Source organism: Actinocatenispora thailandica (genome assembly GCF_016865425.1).
Taxonomy (GTDB): domain Bacteria; phylum Actinomycetota; class Actinomycetes; order Mycobacteriales; family Micromonosporaceae; genus Actinocatenispora; species Actinocatenispora thailandica.
On the sequence record NZ_AP023355.1, the window covers coordinates 6324578 to 6341057 of the forward strand.

Annotated in this window: 17 protein-coding genes; 11 read left to right on the forward strand and 6 right to left on the reverse strand. The window is 73.5% G+C overall.

Annotation, left to right across the window (positions count from 1 at the left end; translation table 11 throughout):
• Positions 1-81 precede the first annotated feature (81 nt).
• The 4 genes from Athai_RS28300 (at position 82) to lpdA (ending at position 5680) form a co-directional block, all read left to right on the forward strand.
• Positions 82-1554 (forward strand): FAD-linked oxidase C-terminal domain-containing protein, encoded by a 1473-nt coding sequence (locus Athai_RS28300; protein WP_203964301.1) that lies wholly within the window; start codon positions 82-84, stop codon positions 1552-1554.
• Positions 1554-2819 carry an FAD-binding oxidoreductase gene (locus tag Athai_RS28305; RefSeq protein WP_203964302.1) on the forward strand — a complete coding sequence of 422 codons (1266 nt, stop codon included), beginning with the start codon at positions 1554-1556 and terminating at the stop codon, positions 2817-2819. The genes Athai_RS28300 and Athai_RS28305 overlap by 1 nt, the downstream gene beginning before the upstream one ends.
• Positions 2820-2823: 4 nt before the next feature.
• Positions 2824-4131, forward strand: coding sequence for a (Fe-S)-binding protein (locus Athai_RS28310; RefSeq protein ID WP_239157226.1), 1308 nt, complete (start codon positions 2824-2826; stop codon positions 4129-4131).
• 148 nt (positions 4132-4279) lie between these two features.
• Positions 4280-5680: a dihydrolipoyl dehydrogenase gene (lpdA, locus tag Athai_RS28315; protein ID WP_203964303.1), complete on the forward strand. Its 1401-nt coding sequence runs from the start codon at positions 4280-4282 to the stop codon at positions 5678-5680.
• Positions 5681-6009: 329 nt separating this feature from the next.
• Here the strand turns inward: lpdA and Athai_RS28320 are convergent, their stop codons facing one another.
• The 3 genes from Athai_RS28320 to Athai_RS28330 form a co-directional block, all read right to left on the reverse strand.
• On the reverse strand, positions 6010-6396 hold the full coding sequence (locus Athai_RS28320; RefSeq protein WP_203964304.1) for an ArsR/SmtB family transcription factor: 387 nt from the start codon (positions 6394-6396) through the stop codon (positions 6010-6012).
• Entirely contained in the window at positions 6389-6844 is a 456-nt protein-coding gene (locus tag Athai_RS28325) for an SRPBCC family protein (protein ID WP_203964305.1), read from the reverse strand. The genes Athai_RS28320 and Athai_RS28325 overlap by 8 nt, the downstream gene beginning before the upstream one ends.
• Positions 6845-7005: 161 nt before the next feature.
• The gene (locus Athai_RS28330) at positions 7006-7254 is read right to left on the reverse strand and encodes a hypothetical protein (protein ID WP_203964306.1); all 249 of its coding nucleotides are present in this window, start codon (positions 7252-7254) and stop codon (positions 7006-7008) included.
• Positions 7255-7432: 178 nt separating this feature from the next.
• On the opposite strand from Athai_RS28330, the gene Athai_RS28335 reads away from it, so the two are divergent.
• Together Athai_RS28335 and Athai_RS28340 are read left to right on the forward strand one after the other, a co-directional pair.
• Positions 7433-7687: a winged helix-turn-helix domain-containing protein gene (locus Athai_RS28335; protein ID WP_203964307.1), complete on the forward strand. Its 255-nt coding sequence runs from the start codon at positions 7433-7435 to the stop codon at positions 7685-7687.
• 214 nt (positions 7688-7901) lie between these two features.
• Positions 7902-9371 (forward strand): sensor histidine kinase, encoded by a 1470-nt coding sequence (locus Athai_RS28340; protein WP_203964308.1) that lies wholly within the window; start codon positions 7902-7904, stop codon positions 9369-9371.
• Positions 9372-9392: 21 nt separating this feature from the next.
• Here Athai_RS28340 and Athai_RS28345 read toward each other — a convergent pair whose 3' ends face one another.
• On the reverse strand, positions 9393-10082 hold the full coding sequence (locus tag Athai_RS28345) for a helix-turn-helix transcriptional regulator (protein WP_203964309.1): 690 nt from the start codon (positions 10080-10082) through the stop codon (positions 9393-9395).
• A gap of 73 nt (positions 10083-10155) precedes the next feature.
• On the opposite strand from Athai_RS28345, the gene Athai_RS28350 reads away from it, so the two are divergent.
• On the forward strand, positions 10156-10860 hold the full coding sequence (locus Athai_RS28350; RefSeq protein WP_203964310.1) for an alpha/beta fold hydrolase: 705 nt from the start codon (positions 10156-10158) through the stop codon (positions 10858-10860).
• A 173-nt stretch (positions 10861-11033) separates the two neighbouring features.
• Here Athai_RS28350 and Athai_RS28355 read toward each other — a convergent pair whose 3' ends face one another.
• Entirely contained in the window at positions 11034-11510 is a 477-nt protein-coding gene (locus Athai_RS28355; protein WP_203964311.1) for a hypothetical protein, read from the reverse strand.
• A 63-nt stretch (positions 11511-11573) separates the two neighbouring features.
• Between Athai_RS28355 and Athai_RS28360 the strand changes: the two genes are divergently transcribed.
• The 3 genes from Athai_RS28360 to Athai_RS28370 all read left to right on the forward strand — a co-directional run bounded on the left by Athai_RS28360 (position 11574) and on the right by Athai_RS28370 (position 14285).
• Positions 11574-12545, forward strand: a complete 972-nt coding sequence (locus Athai_RS28360) for a helix-turn-helix transcriptional regulator (RefSeq protein WP_203964312.1) — start codon at positions 11574-11576, stop codon at positions 12543-12545.
• A 213-nt stretch (positions 12546-12758) separates the two neighbouring features.
• Positions 12759-13592, forward strand: coding sequence for an undecaprenyl-diphosphate phosphatase (locus Athai_RS28365; protein ID WP_203964313.1), 834 nt, complete (start codon positions 12759-12761; stop codon positions 13590-13592).
• A 30-nt stretch (positions 13593-13622) separates the two neighbouring features.
• Positions 13623-14285, forward strand: a complete 663-nt coding sequence (locus Athai_RS28370) for an MOSC domain-containing protein (RefSeq protein ID WP_203964314.1) — start codon at positions 13623-13625, stop codon at positions 14283-14285.
• Between the two features lie 30 nt (positions 14286-14315).
• On the opposite strand, the gene Athai_RS28375 is transcribed toward Athai_RS28370, so the two are convergent.
• Entirely contained in the window at positions 14316-15314 is a 999-nt protein-coding gene (locus tag Athai_RS28375; RefSeq protein WP_203964315.1) for a nitronate monooxygenase, read from the reverse strand.
• A gap of 100 nt (positions 15315-15414) precedes the next feature.
• Here Athai_RS28375 and Athai_RS28380 point away from each other — a divergent pair, with 100 nt between their 5' ends.
• Positions 15415-16404, forward strand: a complete 990-nt coding sequence (locus tag Athai_RS28380) for a DUF389 domain-containing protein (protein ID WP_203964316.1) — start codon at positions 15415-15417, stop codon at positions 16402-16404.
• Positions 16405-16480 lie beyond the last annotated feature (76 nt).

The following is a 16480-nucleotide window of genomic DNA, read 5'->3' on the forward strand; positions in this document are numbered from 1 at the left end:
GGCTCGGCCGGCGCCGTAGTTTGGCCGTACCAGGAGCGACCCGCCGGTAACCGGCGGCGAAGGCGAGCGCTGGAGGCGCGGATGGAAGTGCCGGCCCGGCTGGCGGCAGTGGCCGAACGGCTCGTCGCTTCGCTCGGCCCGCACTCGGTGCTGACCGACCCCGCCGAACTGCGCACCTACGAGTGCGACGGGCTGGCCCGCTACGCGGTCAGCCCGGGGCTGGTGGTGCTGCCGGAGACCACCGAGCAGGTCGTCGAGACGGTCCGCGCGTGCCGGGACGCCGACCTGCCGTTCGTGGCGCGTGGCTCCGGTACCGGCCTGTCCGGCGGGGCGCTGCCCCGCTCCGACGGTGTGCTGATCGTGACCAGCCGGATGCGCCGCATCCTGGAGGTCGATCTGGATGCGGAGTGCGCCATCGTCGAGCCCGGCGTCATCAACCTCGCGATCAGCCGGGAGGTATCGCCCGCGCACTACCACTACGCACCAGACCCGTCAAGCCAGCAGATCTGCTCCATCGGCGGTAACGTCGCGGAGAACTCGGGCGGTGCGCACTGTCTGAAATATGGGTTCACCGCGCACCACGTGACCGGCTTGGAGATCGTTACCCCCGATGGTGACGTCGTGTGGCTCGGTGGCGGGAAATGCCGGCAATCCACCGGTTACGACCTGCTCGGGGTGTTCATCGGGTCCGAGGGCACCCTGGGCATCGCGACGAAGGTGGTGGTCCGCTTGGTGCAGACCCAGCAGTGCGTCGAAACGGTCCTCGCGGCGTTCGAGGACATGGCGTCGGCCGGCGAGGCGGTCAGCGCGATCATCGCCGCGGGTATCACCCCGGCCGCGATCGAGATGATGGACGCACTGTCGATCGAGGCCGCCGAGCAGGCCGTCGACTGCCGGTACCCGGACGGCGCCGGCGCGGTGCTCATCGTCGAACTGGACGGCCCGGCCGACGACGTGGCCGCCGAACTCGCCGCGGTGACCGCGCGGTGCGAGCAGTCCGGCGCGTTCGAGCTGCGCCGCGCCGCCGACGAGTACGAGCGGGGCGAGATCTGGAAGGGCCGCAAGTCGGCGTTCGCCGCGGTCGGCCGGATCAGCCCGGACTACATCGTGCAGGACGGGGTGATCCCGCGTACCGCGCTGCCGGAGGTGCTGGCCGACATCGCCGCGCTGTCCGAGCGGACCGGGATCCGGGTGGCCAACGTCTTCCATGCCGGGGACGGCAACCTGCACCCGCTGGTGCTGTACGACGAGTCGGTGCCGGGGCAGGGCGACGCCGCCGAGGAGGTGTCCGGCGCGATCCTCGACCTGTGCATCGGCCACGGCGGCTCGATCACCGGCGAGCACGGGGTCGGCGTGGACAAGGCGAAGCACCTGCCGAAGATGTTCACCGCCGACGATCTGGACACCATGCAGCTGGTGCGGTGCGCGTTCGACCCGGCGCAGCGCTGCAACCCGGGCAAGGTGTTCCCGACCCCCCGGCTGTGCGGCGAGGTGCCCCGCCGCGGGGCGGCGCCGCATCCGGCGCAGGCTGCCGGTCTCGCGGAGGCGTTCTGATGACGACGCTGGACGACCTGCGCGCGGCGTGCGAGGCACGGGCGGCGACACCCACCGACCGGGTGGCGGACGTCGAGCCGCGCTTCGTCGCGTACCCGACGTCGACCGACGAGGTGTCCCGGCTGCTGCGCGCCGCCGCCGCACACCAGCTGCACGTGGTGGTCCGCGGCGGTGGTACCAAGCTGCACTGGGGCGGGCCGCCGAGCGCGGCGGACCTGATCCTGGACACCGGCAAGCTGACCGGGGTGGTGGAGCATGCGGCCGGCGACCTGATCGCGGTGATCCGCGCCGGTACCCCGCTCGCCGAGGTGCAGCGGGTGCTGGCCCGGTCCGGGCAGCGGCTGCCGCTGGACGAGATGCTGCCCGGCGCGACGCTCGGCGGGGTGGTCGCCACCGGCGCGGCCGGACCGCTGCGGCTGCGCCACGGTACCGCCCGCGACCAGGTGATCGGGCTGACCGTGGTGCGGGCCGACGGGGTCGTCGCGCACTCCGGCGGCAAGGTGGTGAAGAACGTCGCCGGCTACGACCTGGGCCGGCTGCTCGCCGGGTCGTACGGGACGCTCGGTGTGCTGACCGAGATCGCGGTGAAGCTGACCCCGATCCCGGCGGCGCGGGCGTTCGTGCGCCGGCCGGTGCGTACCCCGGCCGAGGTTCGCGACCTGTCGGTGCGGCTCAAGCAGGAGCGGTTGGCGCCGGTCGCGCTGGAGGTCGAGTGCCCGGCGCCGGACGGCGCGCGGCGCACCGCGACCCGGGTGCCGGGCCATCCCGATCTGATGGTCCTGCTGCTGGAGGGCCCCGCCGACGGCGTCGCGGCCCGCGCGGCGAAGGCGGTCGAGGTGCTCGGCGGCGACGCCCGCGCCGACGCCGAGCCGCCGGACTGGTGGGGCAGCTACCCGTTCGGCCCGGACGACCTCGCGCTGCAGGTGGTCACCCCGGTCGGGCAGCTGTTCGGCCCGGTGTACTCGATGCGCGACGCGGCCCGCGGTACCGGCATCCGGATCTTCTGCTCGCCGGCCGCCGGTGTGCTGCACGCGGCGGTCCCCGGCGACGTCGATCCGGACCGGGCGGTCGAGATCGTCAACGCCGCCCGTACCGTCGCGATGAGCCACGGCGGCCACTGCACGGTGCTGGCCGCGCCGCCGAAGGTCCGGCCCGAGATCGATCTGTGGGGCCCGGTCGAGGGCATCGGGCTGATGCGGGCGGTCAAGCACGAGTTCGACCCGGCCGGCCGGCTCGCGCCGGGCCGTTTCGTCGGAGGGATCTGAGATCGTGGCCGGCGAACCGGACGTGCTGGGCGCCTTCGACGAGGACCACCCGCCGTCGCGGTCGCTCGCCGACGACTGCGTGCACTGCGGGTTCTGCCTGCCGAGCTGCCCGACCTACGTGCTGTGGGGCGAGGAGATGGACTCGCCGCGCGGCCGGATCCACCTGATCCAGCAGGGGCTGGACGGGGAACCGCTGACCGACGCGATGGCCGGCCACATCGACGCCTGCCTCGGCTGCCTGGCGTGCGTGACCGCCTGCCCGTCCGGCGTCCGGTACGACGAGCTGCTCAACGCGACGCGCGCCCAGGTGGAGCGGCGGCACCCGCGCAGCCGCGGCGAGCGGCTGCTGCGCGCTCTCGTCTTCGGCCTCTTCCCGTACCCGCGGCGGCTGCGGTTGCTGCGCGCCCCGCTCGCCGCGTACCGGGCCACCGGGGCCGACCGGCTCGGTCACCGGCTGGCGCGGCACCTGCCGCCGGCGCTGGCCACGATGGAGGAGCTGGCTCCGCCGGCCCGGCGGGCGCCGCGGCTGCCGCCCCGGGTACGCGCCCGGGGCCGGCGCCGGGCCACCGTCGGGCTGCTGACCGGCTGCGTGCAGTCCGCGTTCTTCGGTTCGGTGTCGGCGGCGACCGCCCGGGTGCTCGCGCTGGAGGGCTGCGAGGTGCTGGTCCCGCGCCGGCAGGGCTGCTGCGGCGCGCTGTCGGCGCACACCGGCCGGCGGGCCGAGGCGGCCCGGTTCGCCCGCGCCACCATCGACGCGTTCGACGCGGCCGGGGTGGACTACGTGGTGACCGACTCGGCCGGCTGCGGCTCGGCGATGAAGGAGTACGCCGAGCTGCTCGCCGACGACCCGCGGTACGCCGGGCGGGCCGAGCGGCTGTCCGCCCGTACCCGGGACGTCACCGAGCTGCTGGTGGAGCTGGGGCCGGTGGCGCAACGGCACCCGGTGCGCCGCACCGTCGCGTACCACGACGCGTGCCACCTGGCGCATGCGCAGAAGATCAGGTCGGCGCCGCGGCAGCTGCTGCGCGGTATCCCGGAGCTGACCCTGGTGGAGCCGGCCGAGGCGGAGCTGTGCTGCGGCTCCGCCGGGGTCTACAACCTGCTCGAACCGGAGCCGGCCCGGGAACTCGGCGACCGGAAGGCGGCACGGATCCGGGCCACCGGCGCCGATCTGCTGGTCGCCGGCAACCCGGGCTGCCTGCTCCAGATCACCGCCGCCCTGCGCCGCGCCGGTACCCCGCTCCCCACCGCGCACACCGTCGAGCTGCTGGACGCCTCGCTCCGCGGCCCTGTCGATCATGGTGTCATCTAGAGCAGAAAGCGCTTGCCGACCGGACAACGCCATGATCAACAGGGGCGGGGCGTCGTGGTTGTGACGGCGGTCGCTCTCGTTGGCCCCCGGGTCACCGTCGAAACCGGTGGCCGGGCAGGTCGCCAGGTAGCGGAATATGATCCGGCTCGTGAGTACACACTTTGATGTCGTGGTCCTCGGCGCCGGCCCGGGCGGGTACACCGCGGCCGTGCGCAGCGCCCAGCTCGGCCTGCGTACCGCCGTCGTTGAGGCGAAGTATTGGGGCGGTGTCTGCCTGAACGTCGGCTGCATCCCGTCGAAGGCGCTGCTGCGCAACGCGGAGCTGGCGCACATCTTCAACGCCGAGCAGAAGACGTTCGGGATCCAGGTGGACGGCCAGGTGACGTTCGACTACGGCGCCGCGTTCCAGCGCAGCCGCAAGGTCGCGGACGGCCGGGTCAAGGGCGTCCACTTCCTGATGAAGAAGAACTCGATCACCGAGTTCCAGGGCAAGGGGACCTTCGTCGACGCGCACACCATGACGGTGGCGCTCAACGACGGCGGCTCGGAGACGCTGACGTTCGACAACTGCATCATCGCCGCCGGCACGAACACCAAGCTGCTGCCCGGCACCGAGCTGTCCGAGCGGGTGGTGACCTACGAGGAGCAGATCCTCTCGGACGCGCTGCCGTCGAGCATCGTGATCGCCGGCGCCGGCGCGATCGGCGTCGAGTTCGCGTACGTGCTGAGCAACTACGGCGTCAAGGTCACCATCGTCGAGTTCCTGGACCGGCTGGTACCGCTGGAGGACGCCGAGGTGTCCGCCGAGCTGGCGAAGCGGTACAAGCGGCTCGGCATCGACGTGCTCACCTCGACCCGGGTGGACGGCATCGAGGACACCGGGTCCGGGGTGCAGGTGACGGTGACCCGGGACGGCCAGCAGCAGGTGCTTTCGGCAGACAAGGTGCTGCAGGCGATCGGCTTCGCGCCGCGCGTCGAGGGGTACGGGCTGGAGAACACCGGCGTCAAGCTCACCGACCGGGGCGCGATCGACGTCGACGGCCGCTGCCGGACCTCGACCCCCGGGATCTACGCGATCGGTGACGTGACCGCGAAGCTGATGCTGGCGCACGCCGCCGAGGCGATGGGCATCATCGCGGCCGAGACGATCGGCGACGCGGAGACGATGGAAGTCGACTTCCGGATGATCCCGCGCGCCACCTACTGCCAGCCGCAGATCGCGAGCTTCGGTTACACCGAGGAGCAGGCGCGGGACGCCGGCTACGACGTGAAGGTGGCGAAGTTCCCGTTCACCGCGAACGGCAAGGCGCACGGTCTCGCCGACCCGAACGGGTTCGTCAAGATCCTCTCCGATGCGAAGTACGGCGAGATCCTCGGCGCGCACCTGATCGGCCCGGACGTCACCGAGTTGCTGCCGGAGCTGACCCTGGCGCAGCAGTGGGACCTGACCGTGCACGAGGTGGCCCGCAACGTGCACGCCCACCCGACCCTCGGCGAAGCGGTCAAGGAAGCCGTCCACGGCCTCGCCGGCCACATGATCAACATGTAGCACCCGCTCGTCCCGGACGCGGCGCCGACCCGATCCCGGGCCGGCGCCGCGTCTGTTCACGAGACCCATCGCTCGCCGCCACGCTGCTTGGCGAGGTGCTCCACATCAAGCTGCCCGACTGGCGCCAGGCCCGGCTCGATGCCGCCGAGGCCAACCACCTGCCGCGCTCGACACGATCGATCGCGACCTTGCCATCCGTACAGTGAAATCATGCTCGCGGCGCTGCCCGATGCGGCACGCCGCTACCTCGAGGCGCAGATGTCCACCCACACCTTCGAGTTCCAGAGCGACTACGCCCGCCGGCTAGACGACGGGTACCGATCGTTTGATCAACTCGGCGGGTCCTCGGGGGATTCGGCGAGGTCGCGCAGGGCGCTGAGGGCGGTGGACCAGTAGGCCTGGTAACGGGCCACCCAGGGGCCGAGGGCGGCGGTGAAGCCCGACTCGTCGATCCGGTACAGCTGCTTGCGGCCCTGCTTGGTCGCGGTGACCAGGCCGGCCGCCCGCAGCGCCATCAGGTGTTTCGAGATGCCCGAGAACACCAGGTCGGGGAACTCGGCGGCGAGCTCACCGACGGACAGCGTGCCGCGCTCGGCGAGCAGGTCGAGCATCCGCCGCCGGGTCGGATCGGCGAGCGCCCGGAACGCCTCGTCGCCACCGTCGCCCGCCGGCCGACCGGCCGGCGCGTGGGCGGTGGGATCACCGCGGTCAGGCATCGGCGGTGACGGCGGCGGGCACCTCGCCGGTCGCCACGGCCGCGGCGAGGTCGTCCAGTACGTGGTGCTCGGCGACCCCGCGCTGGTACGCATCGGCGGTGCGGCGCCAGGTCGGTGTGCCGATGCCGGCGAAGCCGTCGTGGGCGAGCGTGACCCGGGTGCCACCTGCGGCGGCGGCCAGCTCGATGACCAGCCGGCCGGGGTGCGCCCAGCCGGCGCCCTCCTCCAGCCAGGACAGGATGAGCTTTCCTTCGGGTACGAGTTCGAGGACCTGGCCGCTGATCCAGGTTTCGCCGTCCGCGCCCGGCATCCGGTACCGACCGGCGAGCTGGAGGTCGATCTCCAGCTCGGGCGACAGCCAGCGGCGCAGCGCCTGTTGGCTCGCGAACCACCGCCACACCCGGCTCGGCGGGGCGGCGATCTCGATCGACGTCACGATCTCCGGCATGACCACTCCCAACGTTTCACCATTCGGTAATGTTTACCGTAGGGTAAAGCGTAGAAGTCGTCAACTCCGCGCTCACCGACGGCGGGGCCCGTGCCCGACCAGCACACCGATCGCGAACGCGAGGAACAGCGAGAGCACCCAGCCGACCGCGGCCGAAGCGGTCACGACAGGGACCTGGTCAGCAGGCCGGCGAGGCGCACGTAGAAGGTCCGCACCGTCGGGTCGCCGCCGATGTCGTCGACCGGCACGACGCGCAGGTACATCGCGCCCTGGACCAGCGCCGGCGTCGCCGTGACGACCATCGCCCAGAAGCTGCCGTGGCCGTGCACCCCGGCCGCCGGGCTGATGAAGACCTGATCCCCCGCGTGCGGGGTCGAATACCGGACGACCGGATGCGTACCGTGTCCCACAGCCGCTCCCTTCGTGAGCGGTCAGACCCCGCGGTCGCCCTTGCCCGGCGCCGCGGGGTCGCCTTGTTCCGACCATGTCCATGGTAGCGAACTTGGAAAGGTCTGGAAAGTCCCGGGACCAACAGGCAAGTCCCGCGACTGCCCGAGGTCTTCGGAGTCCTCGTCCTACGTTGTGATCATGGTCGATTGGACGAAGGTCAAGCCGGGTGCGTACACCCCGGTCTACGTCCAGGTTGCCCAGCTGATCCGGGACGCCATCTCCGCCGGAGAATACGGTCCGGGCGACCGCCTACCCTCCGAGACGGTGATCCAGCAGGAGACCGGCGTCAGCCGCCTGACGACCCGCAAGTCCTACCGGATGCTGGCCGACGAGGGGCTGATCGTGACCGTGCACGGGCGGGGCAGTTTCGTCCTTCCCGTCGACGAGACCTGATCCCGGTCAGCCGCGATCGCCGGACCGGATCGCCCGGGACAGGGTGACCGTGGCCGGCGCCGGCGAGGCCTCGTGTGTCGACACCCATCGCAGCCCCTGCACGATCACCGGGCGGACCCGGTCGATCAGGGCAGGCCGGCGCGCCCGTGGGTGGCCCCGGGGCGTACGTCTGCGGGCCGACGATCCCGGCCGGCGACCCGGTTAGGGTCACCGCATGCCCGCCCTCCCCCGGTTACCCGCGGCGGTCGACCGTCACCTCGGTCCCGTCCTGATGTGGGTCGGTGCCACCGCGCTGACGGCCGCGGTCACGGTCAACACGCTGCCCCGGCCGTTCGGCATCGGCGGCGGGTACGCGCACGTCGGTCCGGCCGCCGTGGCGGGCACCGTGGCGGTGGCCGCCGCGCTGCTCCGCCGGTACCCGCTGGCCGGGTTGACGGTGCTGCTGGCCGGCGCCGTCGCCGCGGCCGGCGTGATCGCCGGCCGGCTGTCCATGCCGGGATCGATGCAGGCCGACCCGATGCGGGTGGGCTTCGCCGAGATGATCCCGGCGTACCTGGCGTTGTGCTACGTCTCGTCGACCCGCTCGCGGCGTACCGCGCTGCTCGCGCTGGGCCTCAGCCTGCTGGTACCCGCCGGGTACGACGTCCCGGTGCTGGTGCGCGCCGCGGACCTGAGCCTCTGGGCGTACCAGGCGCCGGTGCTCTACGTCGCGGTGTTCGGCTGGCTGGTGGGACAGTCGATCCGGAAGAGCCGGCAGCTCGCCAGCGCGTCCCGGGCGCAGACCGCCGAGCGCGCGATGACCGCGGAGCGGCTGCGCCTCGCCCGCGAACTGCACGACATGGTCGCGCACAGCGTCGGCATCATCGCCATCCAGGCCGGCGTCGGCAACCGGGTCATCCACACCCAGCCGGACGCCGCGCAGGAGGCGCTGCGGGTCATCGAGACCAGCAGCCGGGAGGCGCTGTCCGGGCTGCGCCGTACCCTCGTCGCGCTGCGCCGCGCCGATCCCACCGGGCCGGAGCCGGCCGGTACGCCGGGGCTCGCGGACCTGGATCGGCTCGTCGCCAGCGCCGCCGAGGCCGGCATCGAGGTCTCGGTGCGCCGGACCGGCACGGTACGGCCGGTGCCGGCCGAGGTCGACCTCGCCGGGTACCGGATCGTGCAGGAGTCGCTCACCAACGTCATCCGGCACTCGACCGCCCGGCACTGCCGCGTCGAGGTCGGCTACCGGCCCGCCGAACTGGTCATCGAGATCGTCGACGACGGTCGCGCTCGCGGCGCCGCCGGCCGGTCCGGCAGCGGACCCGGATCCGACGCCGGGCGCGGCAACGGCAGCGGGCCAGGTAGCAGCAGCGGCCCGGGAGGCGGGAGCCGGCCAGTCAGCGGCAGCGGGCCGAGCGGGATGGGCGGGCCGAGCGGGCCGAGCGGCGCGAGCGGCCCGAGCGGGCAGAGCGGTCCGAGCGGGACGAGCGGCGCGAGCGGGACGGGCGGCGGCGAGCACGAGCTCCGGACGGGCGCCGGGCACGGGTTCGGCATCATCGGGATGCGCGAGCGGGCCGCGCTGCTCGACGGCCGGCTCGACGCCGGGCCGCGGCCGGACCGCGGCTTCCGCGTCGCCGCCACCCTGCCGCTTCCCGCCACGACCACCGGACCGGATTCGATCACGGTCCCGGCGCCGCGCTGACCGCGCACCGGCGGCACCGGGTCAGACGCCGACCGGGCGGGCCTGCTCCGGCGGGGTACCGATGGCGCTGACCGGATGCCCGGTGCACCGGCGCCGGGTCGCGGTGGCGCGGCCGATCCGGGACAGGTCGAACCAGCGGACGTCGTCCCGCAGCCGGCACCAGGCGACCAGCAGCCAGCGTCCGCGGGTGAACGCGAAGATCATCGGCTCCACCTCGCGCCGGGTGCGCCGACCACCGGCATCGGTGTACCCGATGTTGAGGGTGACCTGGTCGAGCAGCGCCTGCTCCAGGACGGACAGCACCCGGCGCGGCGCGCTCGGCCCGACGTCGACCCAGATCCGTTCGGACAGCCCGGCAGCCCGCTCCCGGTCGGCCGGGGCGAGCACGTCGAACACCTTGCGGGTCGCGGCGCGCGCCGAGTCCGCGAACGGCGCCTGGGTGGACGCGGCCACCGCCGCGGTCAGCGCGAGCGCCTGCCCGGCGGTGAAGTTCACCGGGGGCAGCGAGGCGCGCTCGGCCAGCCCGTACCCGCCGCCGGGTCCGGTGCGACCCCAGACCGGCACGCCGGCCGCGGACAGCGCGGCGAGGTCCCGCTTGATCGTCCGGTCCGTCACCTCGAACTCGTCGGCGAGTTGCGCCGCCGTCCGGCCCCGGGGCCCGGCCCGGCGCAGCGACTCGGTGAGCGCGTGCAGTCGTTCGACCCGGTTCATCGCACCAGTGTCGCAGAAATAGTGACGGGAATAGTGACATGCGGTGGTCCAGCCGGGGCGCCATGCTGGCCGCATGCAGACTTCCACCACGTTCGTTCTCGTACCGGGGTTCTGGCTGGGCGCCTGGGCCTGGGACGCGGTTGCCGCCGCGCTGCGTGCGGCCGGCCACCGGGCCGTCCCCGTGACGCTTCCCGGGCTCGACCCCGACGACCCGCAGCGCGCCGCCGCGACGGTGCCCGACCAGGCCGAGTACCTGCGCGGCGTCATCGCCGAGGCCGACGGTCCGGTCGCCCTCGTCGCGCACAGCGGCGCCAACCTGCCGACCTCGGTACTGCTGGACCAGGATCCGGCCGCGGTCGCGCGGGTGATCTACGTCGACAGCGGGCCGGTCGCGGACGGCGCCGGCTTCGACCCGTCCGTACCGGCGGACCTCGCCGAGCTGCCGCTGCCGCCGTTCGACCAGTTGCAGGCCAGCCTGGACGGGCTGGACGAGGGCACCCTGCGCACCTTCCGGGAGCGGGCGGTACCCGAGCCCGGCGCGGTGCTGCGTGAGCCGGTGCACCTGCGCAACGACGCCCGGCGCGACGTGCCGACCACGATCGTCGCCTGCTCGTACCCGTCCGAGCTGATGCTCAAGCTGGCCCGGGAAGGGAACCCGATGATGGCCGAGACCGCCACCCTGCGCGATCTCGACGTGGTCGACCTGCCGACCGGGCACTGGCCGATGTGGAGCCGCCCGGCCGACCTGGCCACCGCCATCGCCGACGCGGCGAGCTGACCGGGCGGCGCGGCAAGCTGCTCGGGCGGCGTCGAGCGACGCGATACGCCGACCGGCGGCGGCGCGGCGCGTCGCGGTGCTCGGGCGGCGTCGAGCGGCCAGTGCGCCGGCCGGTGGCGTCGGTCGGCGCGGCGATCGGGCGGCGTCGCGGCCCAGTGCGCCGACCGGTGGCCTCAGTCGGCGCGGCGGGTGAAGTACATGTGCCAGTTGTCCAGCCAGGTCCGGCCGTCGTCGACGGAGAACGCCTGCGCCCAGTGTGCCGTGGTCGCGGTGATCTCGGACCAGACGAACCGGCACCGCACCGGACGATCCTGGTAGGTGTCGTCGCCGTGGAAGACGCCGGTACCGTCCGGGCCGAACCGGCCGACCACCGGAGGGGCGAGCGTGCCGGTGCGCCTGCTCGCCCAGTAGAGCGACCAGGCGTCGGCGGCGGGGTCGTACAGCCGGAGGGTCAGGCCGGCGAAGCCCTTGGTCGGGAACTCGATCTCGTCGAAGTTGGCGCCGCCGTCGAAGTGCACGCCGGCGCGGGTGACGCCCGGGAACTCCTCCCACCGGTCGTCCCCCTCGCCGGGGTCGAGGAAGTCCGTGCGCCAGCGGTTGACCACGTCGAAGGTGCCGGTGAAGAAGCCGAAGCCGTTGCTGTTGTCCATGGCCGGAGGCTAGAACGGGTCCACTGACAACAACCGTCAGTGAAGCTGGGTAGATTTCCCGGCGTGCGCGCCAGCCGTCTCGTCTCCCTGCTGCTCCTGCTGCAGAACCGTGGCCGGATGACCGCCGCCGAGCTGGCGGCCGAACTCGACGTCTCCGCCCGCACCGTCTACCGGGACGTCGAGTCGCTGCTCGCGGCGGGCATCCCGATCTACGGCGAACCGGGCCACGACGGCGGCTACGCGCTCGTCGACGGCTACCGGACCCGGCTGACCGGCCTCACCGCCGGCGAGGCCGAGGCACTGTTCCTGGCCGGGCTGCCCGGCCCGGCCGCCGACCTGGGGCTCGGCTCGCTGCTCACCGCGGCGGAACTCAAACTGGAGGCCGCGCTGCCCACGGACCTGCGCCAGCAGGCCCGGCGGCTCCGGGAGCGGTTCCACCTGGACGCGCCCGGCTGGTACCAGCGCGCCGAGCGCGTCCCGCACCTGCCCGAGGTGGCGGCGGCGGTGTGGCAGCGCCAGGCCCTCCAGGTCCGGTACCGGCGCTGGCAGGAGCCGACGCGGGTCGAGCGGCGCCTCGAACCGTACGGGATCGTGCTCAAGGCCGGCCGCTGGTACCTGGTGGCGGCGGCGGACGGCGCCGCCCCACGCACGTACCGGATCAGCCAGATCCTCGACCTGCGGCTGCTCGACGAGCACGTCGTGCCGCCGGCCGGCTTCGACCTGGCCGGGTACTGGCGGCAGCACACCCATCAGCTCCAGGAACGCCTCTGGCAGGGCCGGGCGGAGATCCGCATCTCCCCGGCCGGCGTCGACCGGCTGCGGGAGATCGCGGTGCCGGCCGTGCTCGACGCCGTGGCCGCCGGGACCGCCGACGACGCGACCGGCTGGCGGCGGGCCGTCATCCCGATCGAGAGCCTGACGCACGCCGAGGGCGAGCTGCTCCGGCTCGGCGCGCAGGTGGAGGTGCTGGCCCCGGCCGCGTTGCGGGACCGGATCGCCGCCACCGCCCGCGAGCTGGCGGCCGTCTACGGCTGACCGGCCGGCGAAACCGACCGCCGGGCCGGCCGACACGGGGCAGCCCGCTGGCGTTCAACCATCGGCCACGTCGACGTGGTTCGCTGCCGCCGGGCCCGGCGCCCGGCCCCGCCCGGGAGCCGGCGCGAACCGGGAACGTGGCGCGGACCACCGATCGGCAGCATCGAGGTGCGGATCACCGGGCCACCGACGACGGGTACGGAGGGTTGCCGGGTGGGCTGGTTCGAGGCGGTGCTGCTCGGCCTGGTGCAGGGGCTGACCGAGTTCATCCCGGTCTCCTCCAGCGCGCACGTCCGGATCGTCGCGGCGCTGGCCGGCTGGCCCGACCCCGGCGCCGCGTTCACCGCGGTGACCCAGCTGGGTACCGAGTCCGCGGTGCTGCTGTACTTCCGGCGCGACATCGGCCGGATCGTCGGGACCTGGGCGGTGTCGCTGTTTCGCAAGCAGTACCGGTCGGACCCCAACGCGCGGCTCGGCTGGTACGTCATCCTCGGCACGATCCCGATCGCGGTGTTCGGCCTGCTGTTCCAGGACACCATCGAGACGGTGTTCCGGGACCTGCGGCTGACCGCGGCGATGCTCATCGGGTTCGGCCTGATCCTGGCGTTCGCCGACCGCGCCGCCACCAACCAGAAGTCGCTGGCCGACCTGCGACCGCGCACCGCACTCGCCTTCGGGCTGGCCCAGTCGCTCGCGCTGATCCCCGGCGTCTCCCGGTCCGGCGGGACGATCGCGGCCGGGCTGCTGATGGACTTCCGCCGGGAGGCCGCCACCCGCTACTCGTTCCTGCTGGCGATCCCGGCGGTACTGGCCTCCGGCGCGCTGGAACTGACCAAGATCGGCGACGGTACCGCCGCGCCGGCCGCACCGACCGCGGTCGCCACGGTGGTGGCGTTCGGCGTCGGGTACGCGGTGATCGCCTGGCTGATGCGCTACGTCGTCACGCACACGTTCACCGTCTTCGTCGTCTACCGCATCGTCGCCGGCCTGGTCGTCCTCGCCCTGGTCCTCTTCGGCGTGCTCGACCCCACCGCGGGCGCCGCCTGACCGGCTCCCGGGGCCCGTAGGCTGGCCGGCATGGGTGTGCTGGTGTCGGTGAACGTCGGGCGGGCGCGCGAGACCGCGCACTCCGACGTCGGGGTGACCGGGATCGACAAGCGGCCGGTGACCGGCCCGGTGCCGGTACGGGCGCCGGGGCCGCGCGGCGCGGGCGGCAGCGGCCTGGCCGGCGACACGGTGTGCGACCTGCGCTTCCACGGCGGCGACGAGCAGGCGGTGTACGCGTACGCCCGGGAGGACCTGGACTGGTGGTCGCGGCGGCTGGGCCGGCCGCTGGCGAACGGCACCTTCGGCGACAACCTGACCACCAGCGGCGTCCCGGTGACCGACGCGGTGATCGGCGAGCGCTGGCGGATCGGTACCGCGGTGCTGCAGGTGTGTTCGATGCGCATCCCGTGCCGCACCTTCGCCGGCTGGCTCGACGAGCACGGCTGGATGAAGACGTTCACCGAGCAGGCCCGCCCCGGCGCGTACCTGCGGGTGCTGGTGCCGGGTGAGATCCGGGCCGGCGACGAGGTCGCGGTCACCGACCGGCCGGCGCACGGCGTGACCGCCGGGGTGGTGTTCCGGGCGTTGACCCGGGAGCCGGCGCTGCTGCCCGAACTGCTGCGCGCCGACGAGCTCGACGAGCGGCACCGCGGCTCCGCCCGCAACCGGCTGGGCCGGGTCGCCTCCACCTGACCCGCGGAACCGTCCTCAGTGGACGACCGGTCAGGGGGTCAGGGTGTGCAGCACCTCGGCAGCCGGCTGGTCGGTCGCGAGAGCGTGCGACTGACCGGCCCACATCGCCATCAGATCGGTGTCACCGATGGCGGTCGCGGCGGCCCGCAGCGGCCGGGTCAGCTGGTGCAGCTGCGGGTACCCGGTCGGCGCGTACGACTGCTGTTCGGTGACGAAGCGGTTCACCAGGCCGCGCGCCCACCGGCCGGTGTAGGCGCGGGTCAGCCGCGTCTCGGCGAACTCCGGCGCCACCAGCGCGTCCCGGTACGGTGCCGGGGTGCCGGCCTCCGGGCAGCGCAGGAACGCGGTACCGGCGCAGCCGGCGAGCGCGCCGGCGGCAAGGACCGCGCGAACCCCGGCGGCGTCGGCGATGCCACCCGCCGCGACCACCTTGATGTCCACAGTGGAGCGAATCAGCCGGATCAGGGCGAGCAGCCCGAACTGCTCCCCGCCGAGCCACCCACCGCGATGCCCGCCGGCCTCGATGCCCTGCGCGACGACGAAATCCGCGCCGACCCGGTCGGCGGCGACCGCCTCCGCCGGGGTCGTGACGGTGACCCCGACCTCCGTCCCGGCCCGGCGCAACGCGATCACGTCCTGCTCGGTGGGCAGCCCGAAGGTGAACGTCACCACCGGCACACCGATCGCGGCGAGCAGGTCCAGCTTCGCCTCGTACTCGTCGTCGCCCCAGGTCGGTTCGCCCAGCTCGGCGCCGAGCCGCGCGGCGGTGGGCGCCAGCCGCCGCCGGTACGTCTCGACCGCGTCCGGGTCGGCGGTGTCGGGTGTCGGAACGAACACGTTCACCCCGAACGGGACCGCGACGTCGCGGACCGCGGCGATCTGCTCGGCCAGCCGCGCGGCCGGCAGGTACCCGGCGGCGAGCATGCCCAACCCGCCCGCCTTGCCGACCGCGGTGACCAGCTCGGGCGTGGTCGCCCCGCCGGCCATCGGTGCCTGCACGACCGGTCCCGGCAGATGCCTCAGCCCCATTCCCTTTCAATACCAGCCGGGCGGCCGGCTCATGCACACCGCGGGGGTGACCTGGGACACCTCGCACCGCGGCGGGCACGAACCGGGCAGAATTCTCGACATGTTGCACATCCGGGTGATCGCACCGCCGCGACTGACCGGGCAGATCAGCGATCTGTGCGGAGCCAGCATCGCGGTGACGAACCTGGTCATTCTGCCCGGCGCCGGCCGGGAACCGGCCGGCGACCTGATCCAGTTCGACATGGCGCGGGAGGCCGCCGACGCGATGTTGAGCCGGCTCCGTGACCTCGGCCTGGACCGGTCCGGTTCGATCGCGGTGGAGAACATCGACGTGTCCATCTCGGTCGGCGCGACCGTCGCCGAACAGGCCGCACCCGGGTACGACGACGACGCGGTCCTGTGGGACGAACTCGACGCCCGGACCACCGCCGACGCCAGGCTGAGCTGGGCGTTCCTCGCGTTCCTGGCGCTCGCCACCCAGATCGCGGCGATCGGCGCGGTGCTCGACCAGCCGATCCTGATCGTCGGCGCGATGGTGCTCGGCCCCGAGTTCGGTGCGGTCGCCGCGATCTGCTTCGGCCTGGTGCGCGGCAACACGCACCGGATCGCGGTGGCGACCCGCACCCTGGCGGTCGGTTTCCTGGTCGCCATCGCGATCACCACCGGGTGCGCGGCGGCCGGCCGGTGGCTCGGCTGGATCAGCCCCGCCGACCTGTCGCACCGGCCGAACACCGACTTCATCGTGCATCCGGACAAGTGGTCGTTCATCGTCGCGGTGCTCGCCGGCATCGCCGGGATCCTGTCCATCACCGCATCGAAGTCGTCGACGCTGATCGGCGTGTTCATCTCGGTCACCACGGTGCCCGCGGCCGGCAACATCGCGGTGGCGATCCCGCTGGCGCACTGGAGCGAGGTGCGGGCGTCCGCGGTGCAACTCGGCGTGAACCTCGCCGGGATGCTCCTCGCCGGTACCGCGACCCTCGCCGTGCAACGGCTGCTGTCCCTGCGGTACGGGGTCCGGCTGCCGGTGCCGAACCACGTTCCGGTGCAGCGCCGGTCGCCCCGGAAGCGCCGCCGGAAACGGGGCTGACGGCCGTCTGCGCCGGCAGACCATCCGGCCCGGTGCCAACCGGCACGCGAGGTCCGTTTCTCGCCAGCACCGCCGC